Raw genomic sequence first — 19,419 nt, 5'->3', positions numbered from 1 at the left:
AGAAAGGGGGAAACATCTATGCCAAAAGGGGAAGGTAAGGTCATCAGCACCAACAAAAAAGCCAATCATGACTATTTCATTGAACAGACATATGAAACTGGTATGGTCCTTCAAGGAACAGAAATTAAATCCATGCGAGCCGGCCGAGTGAACTTGAAAGACTCGTTTGCGCGTGTACAGAATGGAGAAGTATTTTTACACAACCTGCACATCAGTACTTATGAGCAAGGAAATCGTTATAATCATGATCCGCTTCGTACCCGGAAGCTGCTTCTTCACCGCAAACAGATTAATCAGCTAATCGGTCTTACGAAAGAAGAAGGTTATGCATTAGTTCCTTTGAAAATCTACCTTAAAAACGGTTATGCCAAGCTTTTAATAGGACTCGGTAAAGGGAAAAAGAAATACGACAAGCGTGATGATTTAAAGAAGAAAGAAGCGAAACGTGACATTGAAAGAGCGTTCCGTGAACGTCAAAAGGAATAGTGTAGCTTCATTTACAATAACTTACAATTGCAAAGTAATCTGTATGTGCTATAATATAGTTGTCGCTGACATAAGCAGTGACACTTTGATAATTGAATAGCCAACACATTGGCTTGATTATCTTTCCCGTAGAACCTCGTTGTTTGCTCTTTGTTGATTTAAATTTCAACAGAGACATTTTAATCGAGGGGACGTTACGGATTCGACAGGGATAGTTCGAGCTTGGGTTGCGAGTCGGGGGGATCGTCCTCGTCATCAACGTCAACGCCAATATAACTGGCAAAGAAAACAACAACTTCGCTTTAGCTGCTTAATAACAGACTATAGCGGTTCCTCCCTCCATCGCCCATGTGGTAGGATCAGGGACTCACTCTAAGTGGGCTACGCCGGAGATCGCCGTCTGAGGTCAAAGGAAGAGCACAATCAGGCTAGCTGCCAGGATGCCAGTCAATAGGCGGAACGGTCAGCGAAATACTAATATATTGACTACACTCGTAGATGCTTAAGTGGCGATGTTTCTGGACGTGGGTTCGATTAATTATTAGTCGCCTTGCATGGTAACATGTAAGTGAAAATCTGGCTTTATCGGTGAAACCTAAGTCGTATTTTTTACGATAAGGCAATGCCGAGCGGTATGTGGAGCAATCCAACAGCCGTGTATCGACTCATAGGTTGCCACATCTGTGGTAATACTAGGATGCGGAACTGCTAGTTGCAGCTGCAACTAAAAAACTTAGTTCGCATAATACGCCAGAGGGCCTCCAAAGTGAGGTTCAAGATATAGTCAGTGCCATGACGAAAGCATGGAATTGCACGTCCCACCGTCTCCATTTTAATGTAAGAAGACCACACTAGAAAATAGTGTGGTCTTTTATTTGTTTTAAAAGAATCTGAAAGTATAGAATTCAGTTGATTTCCGCTCCAGGGTGCTTCGCTTGCCTGCGGGCGGTCCGTGAGCCTCCTCACTCCGTTGCGGTCTCTCACCTGTCCTCTGCGCGCCTTCCACTACAATCAACAAGGTTGTTTCATCTTCACAAAAGAAGGCAGAAACACTTAACTCCATTAGGGGCCTTCATGTCGCCCTATTTGCTAAAAGAAACGGTTAACCTCTACATTTTAATTTTATAAAGACCGGGCTATTTTTTTATTTAAGGTTAAAAAATGCCTCTTCAAATTTAGTCTTATTTATTTGTTCTTCTAACTTATACTTCCCATTTCTTTTTGTAACTAATTCGTAGTTATCCAAAATATAAATAGCTCTACGTTTTTTTACTTCTACTCTTAAATATGGATAAATATATTTCAACGTATTTAGAACATCACGTTTTGATTTTACATTTAGTGAAAAGGAATTTTTGTGGATAGTGGGCTTGTAATTCTTTTTCCTTACAATTGCACCACCGATTATACTTTGCACAAATTCTAGTAATTCTATATCTGTAGAAGCTATAGTGATACAAGGACGTCTAAATTCATTTTTGTGTATTCTTGTTAATAAAATACTACCTTCTCCATCGATAATGCCAGCGATATATGCCGCCTCCCAATCTTTCATCGTTTCATCTCCACTCCCAGTAGTATATACTTTTTAGTATGAGCAAATTACAAGTCTCAAAGGATGATAGCATGATAGAAGAGTATTTAACAAAGGTGCGCGAGCGGTGCCATTACAATAAATTAAATCCACATGTCATCCCCGCTTTTAAAAGTTTATCGGATAAGGAACTGTCCAATATTCAAAGTGAATACAAGGATACATTGGATATTATTAAGCTGTTTATGAATACATTTTTAGAAAAGAGCAAAGGAATTCCCATTCTTGTGGCGGTTACAGACGAAAAAGGTAACATCATTGAGTACTTAGGCGATCCAAGCCTGGAAGATACAGTTGTTAATCAAGTCGGTCTGAAGAAAGGTGTCCAATTTAGCGAAGAGCAGGCAGGGGTTAACTCTGTTCTGGCTGCACTGGAACTTGGAGTTCCTGTACAGGTTATAGGAGAAGAGCATTTCTACTATTTTCTCCATCAGACTGCATGCTACAGTGCCCCTTTACTTCATAACGATCAAGTAGTTGGCACGATTTCCATGATGACTTTTTTGCAGGTTGCGAACCCGCTTATCATGGCTTCTTTGGAAACGGTAGTGGATTCCATCCAAAGGGAATTGAAACTTTTAGAAAAAAATCGATATTTAAATGAAATGAATCATATGGTGCTGGAGCAATCTAATACCGGCTACATTGTGGTAGAGCAAAATAGAGAAATTGTTAGAATTAATCCTAAAGCTAAAGATATTCTTGGGGTGTCAAATCAAAATGAACTTTGTACAATTGATGAATTACTAGTGTTAAACCGAGTTCACGACCTCTATATAAAAGGGAAACCAATCAAAGATTTTAAGATTATTTTTCAAAATGATCAGGATACCCGAACGTGTTTAGTAGACTTCTTCCCTTTTCGAGAAGGGACATTGATACAACTTCATGATATTAGCGAATATACGAAAACCGAATCCTATATTCAGAACGCTGAAAAACTTGCAATAGTAGGACAGTTGGCAGCGGGAGTCGCACATGAAATAAAAAATCCCCTTACGACTTTAAAAGGCTTCATACAGATGTGTCAGGAAAATAGTGATAGTGATGAAAATCTTTATACACAAATCATGCTCAAGGAAATTGAAAGGATCAACCAAATCACTAACGAATTTCTCGTTCTTTCTAAACCAACTGTTCAAAAAAAGGACTGGCATGATGTTCGAGAATTAATTAGTGAAATAGGGATATTGTTATCTAGTTTCACCATTCTTAAAAATGTTGAGATTCAGTACGACTTTCATCATGTAAAGCCAATTTACAGTGATGGAAATCAGCTGAAACAGGTATTTATCAATATTGTGAAAAACAGTGTGGAAGCCGTAGAGAAAAATGGAAAACTTAAAGTTAGTGTGAGATCAGAGAGAGATAATCGACTTCGAGTCCGTTTTCACGACAACGGGAATGGTTTTCCTGCCCAAATTCTAAACCGTTTGGGACAACCGTTTCTCACAACCAAGATAGATGGAAATGGGCTGGGATTAATGGTTTGTAAACGGATTATAGAAGAGATTCATAACGGGAAACTGCTTATTTCCAACGACAGTAAAAAAGGAGCAATAGTGGATATTATTCTGCCACTGCATAGCTAAAAGGGTAATACTCACTCAAAAGGAGGATGTTTTATGAATTTCCAAAATAAAACGGTCATCATAACAGGTGCGGCAAATGGTATCGGCAAAGGAATCGCAACTGCATACATAGATGTGGGTGCAAACGTCGTTCTAGTTGACCTAGATGAAATAGCAGGACAGGACCTACAAAAAAAATTAGGGGACAACTCTATTTTTGTTAAAACCGATGTTCGAAAAGAAGAAGACATTAAACAACTGATAACTAAAACCAAGGAACACTTCCGTCAAATTGATATTCTTATCAATAACGCAGGTGTATCCAGATTCACTCCACTCCAGGATCTGACTGTTGAAGCTTGGGACGAGGTAATCAATACGAACTTGCGCAGTGTGTTCATCGTCTCCAAGGAAGCATCTAAATATATGGAGAATGGTGGAGCAATCGTAAATATTGCCTCCACTAGAGCGGCTATGTCTGAACCGAATTCTGAGGCATATGCGGCTACAAAGGGTGGAATAGTAGCGTTGACGCATGCGCTGGCAGCTTCCTTAAGTGAGCAGGGGATTACTGTTAATTCCATTTCACCTGGATGGATCCAAAATGAAAATTATGAAGAGTTAAGAAATAAGGATCACGCCCAGCACCTCTCAAACAGAGTCGGGAAACCGGAAGATATTGCAAAGGCTTGCTTGTATCTAACTGACTCCGAAAATAATTTTGTCAACGGAGAAAACATTACCGTGGACGGCGGCATGACAAGAAAGATGATTTACGAGGGATAACCGTTGAAACGCTTCGAGAACCCTATAGATCTCGAAGCGTTCTTTTATTTATTGCGGTTTTGTATAGTTCAGATCCCATTTCACTCCAAAGGAATCTTGAACACTTCCATAGCGTGCTCCCCAGAAGGTGTCTTGAAGCTCCATCAATACCTTACCGTTCTCACTGAGGCGAGCGTAAAGAGTGTCAACTTGTTCTTCGCTTTCCATCTCCAGCATAAGGGAGACGTTGCCGCCAATCTCCACTGTTTGACCCGGAAATGAATCTGATGCCATCAGTGTTAGATTTCCTTTCTCAAAACGCGCGTGCATAACAAGATTGTCCGCTTCAGGTGGCGTCGGGAAGTCTGCTTCTCCGAAGGTCATGATGCCTGTGATTTCTCCTTCAAAAACCTCTTTATAAAACTCAAGTGCCTGTCTTGCATTGCCGTTAAATGATAGATAAGGAACAGCTTGATGCTTCATTTTCAACACTCCTTTTCAATAGGTATGTACTTACTCCTTCATTATATTTAGGTCTATCAAGAATGTAAAGAACATACGTTCGACAAATTTAATTTTCTGATAAATGTGTTGAAAGCGAATTCATACCCTCGTATAATGGTAAAAGTCGAAACGTTTCAACAAATTAGAAAAGGGTGTGAGAATCATGGCTAGAATTACATGCGATTTTTTCTCGGAGGCTCTACAATGTTCAACATCAATGACGGTCATTCTGCCGCAACCGAATTCACAAATAGGGGTATCAACGAATTTGAAACAACACAAAAAACACCCTACGATTTATTTACTACACGGACTTTCTGATGACCATACAATCTGGACAAGGTTTACTTCCATTGAGCGTTATGCCTCTGCTATGGGCTGGGCGATTGTTATGCCAGCTGCTGGGAGAAGTTTTTACACGGATATGGAACATGGATATGATTTTTACAAATTTGTCAGTGAAGAAGTGCCGACGCTTGCTCAGAGCTTTTTTCCACTGTCAGATAAGAGAGAGGAAAACTTTATTGCTGGGCTTTCTATGGGTGGTTATGGGGCATTCAAAGTCGCCATGAGAAACCCGGAGAAATTTGCAGCTGCAGCAAGCATGTCAGGTTCTGTAGATATTAATGAACGATTGCCTGCATTTCCAAGGGATTTCAAGTACATATTCGGCGACCGTCCTATTCTGGGAAGCGATGATGACCTGTATCATCTTGCATCAAGTATTGGAGAAAAGGTGCCGAAGCTATACCAGTGCTGCGGTACGGAAGATCATAATTATGATGCGAATGTTCGTTTTAGGGACCATGCCATCCGGGCTGGAGTAGATCTTACCTTTTCTGATGGTCCAGGTGGTCATGATTGGGGATATTGGGACAAGCATATCCAGGATGTATTGACATTTTTTGAACAACAGCTTTAAAAGGGGGACTATATGTCGTTTATTGAATCGTGTCACTTTCAGGTGCTAATAGATGGGAAATTATTATTTATGGCAAAGACGGATATGCAGGAAGATGGTCAGTTTGGGGAAGGGTGGCTTGTACTCTCTGATAAGGAAATCCAACTGTTGTCCCAAAATGGGGATATGTTAAGAAATGTAGAGCTAGACAGGGTACACTCCGCCAAGCTGGAACAATTCATAGGTGCGGGTGCGCTGCTTATTACTTGTGGCGATGAGAAAGTAAAGGAGGTTCTCGTACGTTTTTCTTCTTCATATATGCAGAAATTTTCCATCGCGGAAAAGTTTATTAACTGTTTAGCTAAAAGCGAGCCGATTCCACAGCTTTCTAAAACAGAACAGCCAAGGATATGTCAGAAGTGTCAACGGCCATTTGAAGAAGGGACGGAAGTGTGTTCTGTTTGTGTGGACAAGAAAAAGGTGATTGGTAGGGTGCTAGATTTCACCAAGCCATATCGTGGCAAGATGGTGCTTGTCGCATTCTTTTTACTAATTGCAACCCTTTTAGAGCTTGCGCCTCCCTATTTGACGAAAATTATTGTGGATGATGTATTAGAGCCAAAAGATCTTGGGAGCTCCTTGATAATCCTTGTTATCCTTCTTGGCGTAACAGGATTAGTATTAACGTTAATGCAATTTTTACAAGGCGTTCTGGGAGTTTGGATTGGAAGCCATATAATGGGAGATATGAGGAAGGAAATCTATGAAAACCTTATGCGCCTCTCTGTCAGTTATTTTGATCGTAGGCAAACTGCACAGTTTATCTCGAGAGTGAATAGTGACGCGGAATCGATCAGGCAGTTCCTTACCGAAGGAGTCTTGTATATTGTCGGTCAACTGATGCTGTTGCTTGCCATAATGGTCATGATGTTCAGCCTGGATTGGAAGTTGGCGTTGTTTGCGTTATTGCCTTCTCCAATTGTTCTACTTTTCTCTATGGTTATATGGCCACGTGTCCAGCATCTTTGGTATAAGCAGTGGCAATCCACTAATAAGCTGAACATGATTGTCGGTGATACGCTCCAAGGGATACGAGTGGTAAAGGCATTTGGTCAGGAAGGACAAGAGCAAAAGCGTTATATGGATGGAAATCGTGCACTTGTAAGCCAGACCTTCAAAACAGATGGTCTATGGCAAGGAGTTTTTCCGTTGTTTTCCTTCATCACAGGATCGGGGATGCTGTTGGTATGGTATTTTGGCGGTTTGTCTGTCATAAGCGATGATATCACGCTCGGTACCTTGCTTGCATTTGTTGCTTATCTTGGCATGTTTTTTGGTCCGTTGCAGTGGTTCAACCAGATGATCAGCTGGGTAACAAGAGCCATTTCTTCTGCTAATCGTATTTTTGAAATTATTGATACGCCTTCAGAGGTTCCTGATAATAAGGAGGCTATCGTGTTAGATAAGATAGAAGGTCATGTTCAAGTGGAAGGCGTGACCTTTGGGTATGAAAAGCATCAACCTGTCATCAAAAATATAAATCTCAATGTGCAACCTGGGGAAATGATTGGGCTTGTCGGACATTCTGGAGCTGGTAAATCTACTTTAATCAATCTAGTTACCCGCTTTTATGATCCAAATGAAGGCAGGATTTTACTAGATGGTGTGGATTTAAAGAATTTAAAGCAGGAGCAGCTTCACCAGAGTATCGGGGTGGTATTGCAAGAGACGTTTTTATTTGATGGAACCATTTCCGAAAATATCGCCTATTCTAAACAAGATGCGACACCAGAGGAAATCATGCGGGCAGCTAAAATTGCCAATGCTCATGAGTTCGTGGTGAAGATGTCGGATGGCTACGATACGAAGGTCGGGGAACGTGGCCATCGCCTATCCGGTGGACAAAAGCAAAGGATCGCTATCGCGAGGGCTATTCTGCATAATCCTCGTATTCTTATCCTGGATGAAGCGACGGCATCCGTTGACACTGAAACGGAAAGGAAGATTCAAGTAGCCATTTCAAGGCTTGTGAAAGGTAGAACTACTTTTGCCATAGCCCATCGCTTATCAACCCTTCGTAATGCAGATCGACTCGTAGTAGTGGATAAAGGCGCAATTGCAGAAGTGGGTACACATGAGGAACTACTTGGAGAAAAGGGAATCTATTATAAACTTGTAGAGGCACAAAGAGAGCTGTCGCAAATCAAAGGAGTTGAGGTTGGATGAGCGGAGAATATGATATTGCCTATTTTGACCCTCACGAGGTAGAGTTGTTCTACGAAAATGGGACGACTGTGTACTTCAGGCATAGAGACACTGTATATCAAAATATAGGTATCTTTCGAACCTTTCCTTTTTCAAAACCGTACGAGTATATCTCCATTTGGAATGAGGAGACAGAGTTGGGAGTAATTAAAAGCGTGGATCAATTGGAGGATGAAAGTAAAGCTGTATTGCAGAGGGAATTGCATGTTCGCTATGTGGTTCCGGAGGTGAAAAAAATACGATCCATTAAAGAAGAACCGGGTCTTTGGATCTTTGAACTTGATACAAACAGAGGACCACTAAAGCTCATGATGAGAAATATCCACGAACATTTAGATCTACTTCCACACAATCGAATCATCATCACCGATATGGACGGCAAACGATGCGAAATCACCAGCGTCAAAGAATTAGATCTACACAGCAGGAAAGAACTATCAAAAGTGATCTGAATAATTTGAAGCTCTCTAGCTGTTGATTGGAGCAAAAGGCGAAGACTCCAGCGGGAGAACGAAGTGAGGAGGCTCCCGGACCGCCCGCAGGAAAGCGAAGCCATTTGCGGAAATCCACAGCGGTGTATAACTAAAACAATAAGTAAAAATCGAATCGATTCTATCCAAAAGAATTGGTTCTTTTTTATACTTTTCATAAACCTAGAAACACAGGTAATACCTACCAAACCCTTGTGTATTAAGACTTTTCAATCAATTCTATCAATCTCATAAAATATTTAGAAAATAATATTGTAATCGTTTACAAGACGGAGTATAATGACGTTAGTGAAACGTATCAATTGCAGACAGACAGGTATAAAAGGTTGAGTAAATCTCCCTTTTTATTTTTACGAACAAATTGAAACGTTTCGATTAAACGATTAAATAATAAATAAGGGGTGTATGGATTATGAAATTGATGAAGCCTTGGATCGCGATCGCAGCTTCGTTCATGTTGGTTGTTGGGTGCAGTAATAGCAATAATGCATCAAATGACGCAGAGAAAGAAGCGAAAAATGAAGATCAAGTAACCATTAAGTTTGCTAGTTGGGCACTTGGAACGGAAGAGGATAATAACATTGAGCGATTGATGATTGCTGAATTTGAAGAAAAGTATCCTGACATTAATGTTGAAATTGATGAGTCCATTGCAACAGACGACTGGAATAACTCCCTTTCCTCTGCAGCGAGTGCAAATGCAATGCCTGACGTGTTCATGGTATCTCAAGTACCGACCGGACTTGCAAATGACTGGTTGTTAGATGTAACAGAATTGGCTGCAGAAGATGAGGATTTCGCAAAAATCCCTCAAGTAGTAACAGATTCTGCTACATACAATGATGCAGTATATGCCATTCCTAGTGCACAGCATTTCCTTGGATATTTTGTAAATAAAGATTTATACAACCAGGCAAACCTGGATGTTCCGGAATATGGTTTCTCTGTTGATGACTTTACGGAATCTGTTCGTTCCGTGACAAATGTAAACAGTGGAGTGGTTGGGTTGAACAATCCATTTGCCATTGTGGATTGGTATCCTTCTTCTGTAAACGAAGAGATTGGTTGGTACACATTCAGTGAAGATGAGTATCACCTAAACAGTAATGAATTCATTTCTGGTGTGAATCTTACAAGCAACTTTGTAACAAATGGTTATTCTTATGAGAATTTGTCTGATGAGCAAAAAGCTAACTTTAATGGTGAGAATGCTGGAGAAGTGTTTGCCGGCGGTGGTATCGGACTTAACTGGGATGGTACATGGGCAGTAGAGAACTTCTCAACTAACCTTGATTTTGATTGGGATTTCGTTGGAACTCCTGGCGGAAGAACCGTTATCGTAAATGATTTCATGGGAATCTCTAAATCTACTAAACATCAAGAAGAAGCGTTCCTATTCGCTAAGTGGATGAGCTTTGGTAAAGAAGGATTCTTAAAACGTATCGATTTAGCAGTGGAGCATGACAAAGCATTGAACAATCTTCCTGTCACACAAGACGAAGAAGTATTGGATGCATTCTTTGAAGTTCAGGACATTCCTGGCTTACGTACTGCATATGACAATCTTGAAAATGGAATTGTCGAACCAGTGAAAACAGTACCAGGTTTTGTTCAGTCTAGATGGGAAGCTCCAACAGGCGTTGCAATCGGGGAAGAGCCCAATGCAAACATCGCGGCATTGATTGATGCGAGCGTCAGAGGCGAGATCAAGATTGAAGACTATGCGGCACAAATCAATGAATTAGCAAATCAAAAGTACCAAGAAGGCAAACAAGCGATTGGTCAATAAGTTGTAAAACTGTGAAGGGGATGGGGATTAGATATGAAACGTAAAATGATGTTCTGGTCATTAATACTGCTGTTGCTAGTACCAGGCCAATTCGCATTTGCTGATGAAGAGAAGAGCCTGGAGCAGGTGGCAGAACAAGTCATTGAGCCACGCTATCTATCAATCCTTAAGCAGTGGAATGAAGTGGGACAGGACAACGTGCAAGATTTCGAGCACGTTGTCACTCCCGCTGATTTTTTATCCATTGATGAGAAGAGTCTGTTTTCTAGTGGAGAAAGCAAGGAGTATGGCAATCAGGTATACGCTTGGAATAACAAGAATACAGTCACGATTGAAGTGGATGTAGAGGAAGAAGGCTTGTATGAACTTGGCTTTGACTATTTTCCTCTAGGTGAAGGGATCGTGCCGATAGAAGGCTCAATTAAAGTGAACGGGGAATATCCGTATTTTGAGAGTCGCAGGATAACGTTGCCGAAAGATTGGAAGAGTGCAACCAATGAATTTGAGCAGGACCGTTTTGGGGATGAAATTATTCCAGAGCAGCTCCCGATCGAACAATGGCATTTTATTAAGGCAGAGGATTCCAGTCATCTGCAAGCAAGGCCGTTAAAGTATTTATTAAAAGAAGGAAAAAACACCATCACGTTGGAGAATATCCGGGGAGAAATGCTGCTTGGAAACATTTATGTGAGCGGTGTGGGAACGATCCCTACATATGAAGAATATAAAGAGAACAAAGCTTTGGATCTCACGGAGTCAAACAGTATCACGATTGAGGCGGAACACCCGCTTAAGAAGAACAGCTCTTTTATCAGACCTGTAAATAGACAAGATGCGTCTGTTGTCCCTTATGAGCGTGACAAGCGCCTGTTGAATGCAATCGGCGGAGAGTCATGGGAAACGAGCGGACAAACGGCAACATGGGAGATGGATGTGGAGGAAGCCGGCTACTACCAGATTTCCTTGAAAGTTTTACAAGAAAAACAATCAGGCTTTCCGGTGTTCCGGACAGTCATGATCAATGGAGAAGTACCTTTTGAAGAAGTGGAAAGCTATTCTTTCCGACAGAATAAAAACTGGGTGAATGAAACGCTGAGCAACGAAGACGGGGAACCGTATTATTTTTATTTAGAGAAGGGGAAAAATACCCTGACACTAAAAGGTGACGCGTCACCTGTAAATCGCACGTTATTCGAAATGGATGAAGTGATGAAGGGCATTGAACAGCTCTCCCTATCGATTAAACGATTAACTGGAAACAACCAAGATCGCTCTCGCGGCTGGAGAATTACAGAGTACATGCCTGAGATTAAAGGGGAACTTACTTCCTGGGCGGATAAGCTGGAAGGAGAAAGTGAGTACCTGCTTGGGCTAAGTGATGGGAAAGAATCAGTAGAGATTGTATCGCTCAACATTGCCGTCGAACGGTTAAGGGAGCTTGCAGCAGATCCTGATAAAATTCCGGCACGACTGACTCAGCTTTCAGAAGGCTCGAGTTCTGTCGCACAGCTTCTTGGAAATGCAACACTGGACTTGAAAAAACAGCCATTAATAATGGATCGAATATATATTCACGGTGATGAAACGTTACCAAAACCAGAACTAGGATTTTTCGCAAAGACAAAAGAATCTGTCTTGAAATTCTTCCATTCATTCCAGTCTAATACGTTGGCAACGGAAAAAGTAGAGGAGGATGTCGTGGATGTGTGGGTAAACAGGCCGCGGCAATATGTAGAATTGATGCAAAATATGGTGGATCAGAACTTCACCCCGCAAACGGGAATAAAGGTTCGGTTTTCCATCATGCCTTCAGAGCAAAAATTGATTTTGGCCAATGCGGCTAACAGTCAACCGGATCTTGCGCTTGGAATCAGTAGCTGGCTGCCATATGAACTTGCTATCCGTGGAGCGGCATATGACTTAAGACAGTTTGGCGATTTCGACGAAACATTGGCTCACTTCTCGCCTGGTGCATTTTTGCCGATGGTGATGGAAGATGAGGTTTACGGATTGCCGGAAACGCAAGATTTCTTTGTTCAATTTTACAGAAAAGATATTTTGGGTGCCTTAGATGTTCCTGTCCCTGACACATGGGAGGATGTAGTGGATGTCTTGCCGGAGCTGCAGCGCTTTGGATTGAACTACTATACACCGATAGCTGGAGCAGTTGCGTTTAAGCCATTCCAGGCAACGTCCCCTTTCATTTATCAGCATCAGGGAAACTTGTATAAAGAAGATGGTATGGGTACGACCATTGATAGCGATGAAACAGTTCGCGGCATTCAACTGATGACGGATTTGAACACCATATACAGTACGCCGCTGCAGGTGCCGAATTTCTATAACCACTTCCGTTATTCCACCTTGCCGATCGGTGTGTCAAATTTCCAGACCTATGTAGAGCTTACATCTGCCGCACCGGAAATCTCCGGTTGGTGGGACATCGCGCTTCACCCTGGCGTGGAAAATAAAGACGGTGAAGTGGAAAGATGGGCAACAGGTTCTGGACAGGCCGGCATGATCTTTGACGGCAGTAATAATAAGGACGAAGCATGGCAAGTGCTGAAATGGTGGATGTCTACTGAAACACAGACTGACTTTGCTACCACTTTGCAAATCATGTACGGTCCATCCTATATGTGGAATACCGCAAATCTTGATGCCTTTAAACAATTACCATGGCCAGAAGAACATAAAGAAGTCATCTTAAAGCAGTGGAAGCATTTACGTGAAGTACCGAAAACGCCATACACCTATATGGTAGAGCGTGAGATTAGTAATGTATGGAACCGTGTGGTCTTTGACGGGGAAAACACCCGTTCAGCTGTTGATGATGCGGTGGTGACCATTGACCGTGAAATGAGGCGGAAGATGGAGGAATTCGGATATATGAAAAATGGGAAAATCGTGAAAACCTATCCGATTCCAACGATTGAACAAGTAGAAAGCTGGGTGGAAGAAAATGAGGAGTAGCCTTCAAAAGCATGCAAGTACATCGATCTTTCTTGCACCATATTTAATCTTTTTCTTTACCTTTATCATCATTCCTGTGGTGGTGGCCATTCTCTTATCATTCACGTACTTCAATGCAATTGAGATGCCAAGTTTCATCGGCCTTGCCAACTATGTGAGTGTGCTTACCCAGGATGAGGTCTTTATGCAGCGAGTCCTGCCAAATACGTTGATGTTTGCAGTCATCGTAGGGCCGGGGGGATATATTTTATCCTTCCTGCTTGCATGGATGCTAGCTCAAATCTCCAAAGGGCCGCGAACTGTATTGGCGCTTATCATCTATTCTCCATCCATGACAGCTGGAATCGCGATGGCAGTTGTGTGGACCATCATTTTCAGTGGGGATCAGACAGGATATTTAAACAGCCTTTTAATTACCATCGGTGTCATCTTAGAGCCTGTACAATGGTTGCAATCACCAGATCACTTAATGACGATCATGATTGTTGTTACCCTTTGGGGAAGCATGGGAGTAGGGTTCCTTGCGATGTTATCAGGTGTTTTGAATATTAATAGAGAAATCTATGAAGCTGGTTATATTGACGGCATCAAAAATAGATTCCAAGAAATCATCTATATCACGATTCCATCCATGAAACCTCAGATGCTGTTCGGTGCCGTAATGGCAGTGGTCGGTACGTTTCAGGCCGGTGCGATCGGGGTTGCCTTATCCGGTGCCAACCCGACGCCACAATATGCAGGTCAATTGATGGTCAACCATTTGGAGGACTATGGATTTATCCGCTATGAAATGGGATATGCAGCGGCAATATCGGTTCTTTTACTATTATTTGTGTATATCTTCTCAAAAATCGCCTGGCGTTTATTCGGGGAAAAAGACTAAAGAGTAGGGAGTGAATGATGTGTCGGCATTCCATGGAACGAAAATCAATCCAGACCGTTTTCACAAAAGCCAATTAAAGTTTTATGCATTTTTAATACCGCTCGCCATCTTTATGGCTATGCCCATCGTCTTTGTCTTTTCTCACGCCTTTAAGCCGATCGATGAGCTTTTCGCTTATCCACCGCGCTTTTTTGTGGAAAAGCCGACGATGCAGAATTTCATTGATTTGATGAACAACACAAGTACCACAGGCGTTCCGATGTCCCGTTACTTGTTTAATAGTATCTCCATTACCCTCATCGTCGTATTTGTGACCGTTTTAATCAGTACGATGGCAGGGTATGCCTTATCGAAAAAACGATTCAGATTAAAGAAAACCATCTTTGAAATCAACACACTTGCTTTAATGTTCGTATCGGCGGCAGTCGTCATTCCACGCTATCTTTTAATTGAAAAAGTAGGATTATTGGACACGTTCCTTGTCCATATATTCCCCTTGATAGCAATGCCGATCGGACTTTTCTTAGTCAAACAATTCATCGATCAAATACCGAATGAATTAATAGAGGCCGCCCAGATGGATGGGGCCACAGACTATCAAATTTTCCGGAAAATCATCATTCCGCTTGTAAAACCGGCGATTGCGACGATTGCGATTCTCTCTTTCCAACTTGTTTGGAACAACACGGAGACATCTACCTTGTTTGTCGATAATGAGAATTTGAAGACTTTTGCATTCTACATGTCGACATTAACGGCGGCTACCAGTGGAAACACGGTTGCAGGTCAAGGAATGGCAGCAGCTGCATCTTTAATCATGTTCATTCCAAATTTAATCATCTTTATCATCTTGCAAAGTCAAGTGATGAATACGATGGCACATTCAGGTATCAAGTAGAAGGGGGAGAAAAAGAGAATGAAGCGCATTTTTATCGGCTTATTGACTGTATGGTTAATCCTCCTTTCTCCTTTGCAATCTTTTGCAGCCCTGTCTGTTCCCTATAATACAGAGACGGTATCAACAGAAGGGGATATCATTGAAACGCAGACTGCTTATATTCCGGTGGGACTTTTCGGAAGTACAAGTGAAATAGTCAGCCCAGAAGATGTCTATATCGATCAGAACAACCATGTGTATGTGGCTGATTCCGGTACGAAGAAAATCACCAAGTTTGATGAGAATGGTAGAAAACTGTTAGAGGTCGGAGGAGGAATCCTCCAAATGCCAACTGGTGTATTTGTGGATGAAGAACAGCAAATTTATGTGGCGGATTATACAAATGAAAAAGTCTATCGTTTTTCTGAAGAAGGCGAAATGCTTCAAGAATACGGAAAACCGGATTCGCCGTTGTTTGGGACAAGGACTCCGTATAAACCACAGAAAATCACCGTGGATAAACGAGGCAATCTTTACATTATCGGAGAAGGATCCACAAATGGGATCATCCAGGTTGGTCAAGATGGTACATTTCTTGGATTCTTCGGGGTAAACCGAACAAGGCCGTCGTTGATGTCTGTCATCCAGGATGCCCTGACAACAGATCAGCAGCGTTCGAACATGTTTCTGAAGGTGCCGCCAGCGCCGACTAATATTGCGATTGATGAAAAAGGGCTTGTGTACACGATTACAGCGGGGACTAGCTTTGAAACTATTAGGAAGTTAAATATTGCAGGCGGCAACATCCTTCCAACTGGAATATTAGATTCTTCTAACTTAAGCGATATTACGTTGGGTCCTTTAGGGAATTTCCTTGTTATCGACGCTAATGGAAGACTAATTGAATTTGATAGCTTTGGAAACATTCTCTTCTTGTTTGGTGGAAAAGACGATGGCACAAACCGCCTTGGACTGTTCATGGATCCATCAGGCATTGCGACGGACAACCTTGGCCGGATTTTTGTGACAGATCGGGAGCGGGGAACCATTCAACTGCTCGAACCAACAGCTTTTGCAGAAATGCTCCATGGCGGAATTTCGCTATATGCACAAGGGCTCTACATAGAGAGTGAGAAATATTGGAGCGAAGTATTGCGCATGAACTCCTCCATCGGCCTGGCCCATAATGCAATGGGGGAAGCCTATTACAAGCAGCAGGAATACGAAGAGGCCCTGCAATCCTTTGAACTAGTAGGAAATGTGGAAGGCTATTCGGACTCCTTCTGGGAAATCAGGAATGAGTGGATGAATGAAAATCTCGGTATGGTTTTCTCCATCCTTATCGGTTTATTTGCTGTCAGGGCGACCTTGCTTTTCGCAGATAAAAAGAAAGGAATATTAGCGCCGGCAAGAAAAAGGTGGCAGGCTTTCAAAAGCCAGCAACTATTGAGCGAGTTATTATTCCTAGGCAAGTTTTTACGTCATCCAATAGACAGCTTTTATTATATTAAAAGACAGAGAAGGGTCAGCGTGTTATCTGCCACCATTCTTTACATCATCTTGTATGCAGAATTTTTATTTATGAAGTATTACACAGGATTTATTTTTCGGGGCGGTATTTCCCTTGAGCAAATCAATTTCGGAATGGAGTTCATCCTTTTATTCCTGCCAATCATTCTGTTCATTGTATCGAACTACCTAGTCAGTACAATAAATGATGGAGAAGGAAGGTTTTCTGATATCTATATTGGAACCATCTATTCCTTGGCACCGATTATTGTACTCTTAGTTCCAATTACGCTCATGTCAAACGTCCTTACGCTAAATGAATACTTCTTGTATGTCTTCTTCATGCAAGTCATGATGGGATGGTCTTTCATTATCCTGTTCATCATGATTAAAGAAATTCATGCATTTGAATTCTGGGGAACGGTACGAAACATCTTTACGACGATTTTCTGTATGCTCATCATCGTATTGGTATGCTTCATCATCTACGTATTAATGGACCAGGTAATTGATTTTGTAACAGCAATCATTCAGGAGGTGATTCTCCGTGTTTAAAAAAATTCTGCTAGCCATGCTTATTGCGATTCTTCCGGTGTCAGTATTCGCTGAATCATTGACATCAAAGGAAGAGCTGGAAGACATCGAAGTGGAAACAGAGCTCGGAGAAGAGACACTCCGCTTTGATTCCAATCAGTTCACACAGCCAGAGGGAGAAAATAAACCTCTGCCAAATGGAACGCTTGAAGGCTTTACAAAGGTAACGGAGAACGAAAAGCTTGCGTTATACGTGCAAGAAGAGTCGCTTGCTATAAAGATTCAGAACAAAGAAACGGGCTATATTTGGCACTCGGGTGTTGATAATTCCGAGAACTACCGTTTGAACAACACTTGGACGGATATGGTTCAATCCGCCATCACGATTGATTACTTGGATCGCCGCGGAAACATCAAGACAGAAAGCATTCTGACGGAAGAGACAAAACCGAGCATTCAATTAAACGACGACGGTTTTACTGCAGAACTAGATTTCCGCGGTTCTAGCATCGAAGTCGTGCTGAACGTGACGCTTGAAGAGGAAAGCATCGTCATTGATGTGCCGGATGATGGTGTACAGGATGGCACCTACAATAAAATAGTGGCCATGAAAGTTTATCCTTTCCTTGGTGCGGCACATATGGATGACATCACCGGATATTTGTTCATTCCGGACGGAAGCGGTGCGCTCATGCGCTTTGAAAAGAGTGCTTTCCGCTCTGATACACCATTCATCGGTTCCATTTATGGAGAAGATGAAGGCTTTACAAGGCCGAAAAGCACAGAAGATGTCTACACATATCCGGCACAGACGATTTCTGTTCCTGTATACGGTGCGGTTCATGGTGTAAAACAGAATGCCTTCATCACTTCCATTGAGGAAGGCCAAAGCTATGGTAGGGTTCTTGCTTACCCATCTGGAGCATCCACTGATTTCTTTTGGGTAACATCTGACTATCAATATCGCTTTAATTATTTTCAGCCGACAAGTAAGAGCATGGGTGGATTTAATGTCTACCAAGAGGAAAAAAACAACTTCAATATCAAACAGAAAGTCATGTTCTTATCAGATGAAGAAGCAGACTATGTTGGTATGGCGAACAGATATCAGCAGCATCTAGAGGATAAGGGAACTCTTACTAACAACAAGGAAGACAAGGTAGATCTTCGTTTAGAGCTTCTGGGTGGGGAAACAAAGAAAGGCCTTATCTGGAATTCTGTGGAACAAATGACAGAGATCCAAGATATTCCTCGTTTTGTAGAAGAATTAGAGCAAAACGAAGTAGATAATCTTCACGTTGTGTTAAGAGGATGGACAAAAGGTGGATTGACGGGAACGCTGCCACAAAAGTTTCCGCTAGAGAAGAAGGTTGGCAGTAAAGGGGACCTAGAGGAAACCATTCAAGTGTTAGAGAAAAAAGACATTCCTTTTTACCTGCACACAGATTTCACCACAGCTTTTGACGGCGCATCCGGTTTTTCCGGAAGCAAGGATGTTTCCAAAAAGATTAACGGTCAGCCGATGACGAAAAGTCATTTTGGTTATAGTAGTTATTACCTCAGCCCTGCGAAATCGCTTGAATTTGCCAAAAAAGATACAGGCGATTTCAAGGATCACGGGGTAGAAAACATTGCCGTTGAAACGACTGCAAGCAAACTATTTTCTGATTTTAATAAAGGGATGTCCTCATCAAGAGCAGAGATGATGGAATCCAATCAAGAACTATTCGCTTACTATAAGGAACAAAATATCGACCTATCCCTTTATCGTCCCAACGACTATGCTTGGGGCTATATGGACAAGTACTTGGATATGCCGATGTATTCCTCCAACTATATGTTTGTAACAGACACGGTGCCGTTTTTACAAATTGTATTGAAAGGTTACACGCCATATTATGCTACCTTCTCCAACTTCTCTCATAATCCGACGGAAGAAGTGTTGAGAATGATTGAATTTGGTTCTTATCCATCCTTTTATCTGACTAGGGAGTCTGCACAACTGTTAATGAAAACTCCTTCAAGAGGTTTATATACTTCCGAGTTTGATAGTTGGAAGGAAGAATTGATCAGTCAATACAGCCTTGTGAAAGAAAGTCTCGGAAAAGTAGAGAACAGCTCTATCGTCGATCGAATTGTGCATCAACCAGGGGTGTCAGAAGTCGTATATGAAAATGGTGTATCCATTTTCGTCAACTACACGAACACGGACATTACCATTGACGGAACAACGGTCGCAGCAACGTCATTCAGCATAAAAGAAAGGGGGAATTAAGC

The 19,419-nt window shown here is 41.8% G+C and carries 14 protein-coding genes and 1 other RNA gene; 13 read left to right on the top strand and 2 right to left on the bottom strand.

All coding sequences use genetic code 11. From position 1 onward, the window contains the following. The first annotated feature begins 18 nt into the window (after positions 1-18). Positions 19-486 (top strand): SsrA-binding protein SmpB, encoded by a 468-nt coding sequence (gene smpB / locus LG307_RS18955; protein WP_404445236.1) that lies wholly within the window; start codon positions 19-21, stop codon positions 484-486. A gap of 195 nt (positions 487-681) precedes the next feature. Then, positions 682-1,023: a transfer-messenger RNA gene (gene ssrA / locus LG307_RS18950) on the top strand. A 607-nt stretch (positions 1,024-1,630) separates the two neighbouring features. Here ssrA and LG307_RS18945 read toward each other — a convergent pair. Next, positions 1,631-2,041, bottom strand: coding sequence for an LAGLIDADG family homing endonuclease (locus tag LG307_RS18945; RefSeq protein ID WP_404445233.1), 411 nt, complete (start codon positions 2,039-2,041; stop codon positions 1,631-1,633). A gap of 71 nt (positions 2,042-2,112) precedes the next feature. On the opposite strand from LG307_RS18945, the gene LG307_RS18940 reads away from it, so the two are divergent. Together LG307_RS18940 and LG307_RS18935 are read left to right on the top strand one after the other, a co-directional pair. Continuing rightward, entirely contained in the window at positions 2,113-3,672 is a 1,560-nt protein-coding gene (locus LG307_RS18940; RefSeq protein WP_404445230.1) for an ATP-binding protein, read from the top strand. 33 nt (positions 3,673-3,705) lie between these two features. Further along, positions 3,706-4,437 carry an SDR family NAD(P)-dependent oxidoreductase gene (locus LG307_RS18935; protein ID WP_404445227.1) on the top strand — a complete coding sequence of 244 codons (732 nt, stop codon included), beginning with the start codon at positions 3,706-3,708 and terminating at the stop codon, positions 4,435-4,437. Between the two features lie 48 nt (positions 4,438-4,485). Here LG307_RS18935 and LG307_RS18930 read toward each other — a convergent pair whose 3' ends face one another. Next, entirely contained in the window at positions 4,486-4,899 is a 414-nt protein-coding gene (locus tag LG307_RS18930; RefSeq protein WP_148965557.1) for a VOC family protein, read from the bottom strand. Between the two features lie 184 nt (positions 4,900-5,083). Here LG307_RS18930 and LG307_RS18925 point away from each other — a divergent pair, with 184 nt between their 5' ends. The 9 genes from LG307_RS18925 (at position 5,084) to LG307_RS18885 (ending at position 19,417) form a co-directional block, all read left to right on the top strand. Further along, on the top strand, positions 5,084-5,842 hold the full coding sequence (locus LG307_RS18925) for an alpha/beta hydrolase (protein ID WP_404445223.1): 759 nt from the start codon (positions 5,084-5,086) through the stop codon (positions 5,840-5,842). A gap of 12 nt (positions 5,843-5,854) precedes the next feature. Then, complete coding sequence (locus LG307_RS18920; RefSeq protein ID WP_404445220.1) at positions 5,855-8,047, top strand: ABC transporter ATP-binding protein; 2,193 nt, start codon at positions 5,855-5,857, stop codon at positions 8,045-8,047. Then, complete coding sequence (locus LG307_RS18915; protein WP_404445217.1) at positions 8,044-8,538, top strand: DUF1854 domain-containing protein; 495 nt, start codon at positions 8,044-8,046, stop codon at positions 8,536-8,538. The genes LG307_RS18920 and LG307_RS18915 overlap by 4 nt, the downstream gene beginning before the upstream one ends. A 451-nt stretch (positions 8,539-8,989) precedes the next feature. Beyond that, positions 8,990-10,366: an ABC transporter substrate-binding protein gene (locus tag LG307_RS18910; protein WP_404445214.1), complete on the top strand. Its 1,377-nt coding sequence runs from the start codon at positions 8,990-8,992 to the stop codon at positions 10,364-10,366. Positions 10,367-10,399: 33 nt separating this feature from the next. Then, complete coding sequence (locus LG307_RS18905) at positions 10,400-13,339, top strand: extracellular solute-binding protein (RefSeq protein WP_404445212.1); 2,940 nt, start codon at positions 10,400-10,402, stop codon at positions 13,337-13,339. Beyond that, positions 13,329-14,222 (top strand): carbohydrate ABC transporter permease, encoded by an 894-nt coding sequence (locus LG307_RS18900; protein ID WP_088019464.1) that lies wholly within the window; start codon positions 13,329-13,331, stop codon positions 14,220-14,222. The genes LG307_RS18905 and LG307_RS18900 overlap by 11 nt, the downstream gene beginning before the upstream one ends. A 19-nt stretch (positions 14,223-14,241) precedes the next feature. Next, complete coding sequence (locus LG307_RS18895; RefSeq protein WP_404445209.1) at positions 14,242-15,120, top strand: carbohydrate ABC transporter permease; 879 nt, start codon at positions 14,242-14,244, stop codon at positions 15,118-15,120. 18 nt (positions 15,121-15,138) lie between these two features. Next, the gene (locus tag LG307_RS18890) at positions 15,139-17,163 is read left to right on the top strand and encodes a YIP1 family protein (RefSeq protein ID WP_404445206.1); all 2,025 of its coding nucleotides are present in this window, start codon (positions 15,139-15,141) and stop codon (positions 17,161-17,163) included. Continuing rightward, positions 17,156-19,417 carry a DUF5696 domain-containing protein gene (locus tag LG307_RS18885; protein WP_404445203.1) on the top strand — a complete coding sequence of 754 codons (2,262 nt, stop codon included), beginning with the start codon at positions 17,156-17,158 and terminating at the stop codon, positions 19,415-19,417. The genes LG307_RS18890 and LG307_RS18885 overlap by 8 nt, the downstream gene beginning before the upstream one ends. The last annotated feature ends 2 nt before the right edge of the window (positions 19,418-19,419 follow it).

Source organism: Sutcliffiella horikoshii, from assembly GCF_044809035.1.
Taxonomy (GTDB): domain Bacteria; phylum Bacillota; class Bacilli; order Bacillales; family Bacillaceae_I; genus Sutcliffiella_A; species Sutcliffiella_A horikoshii_G.
Note: the sequence above shows the minus strand (reverse complement) of the source record. Positions and strands in the feature narration are given on the sequence as shown.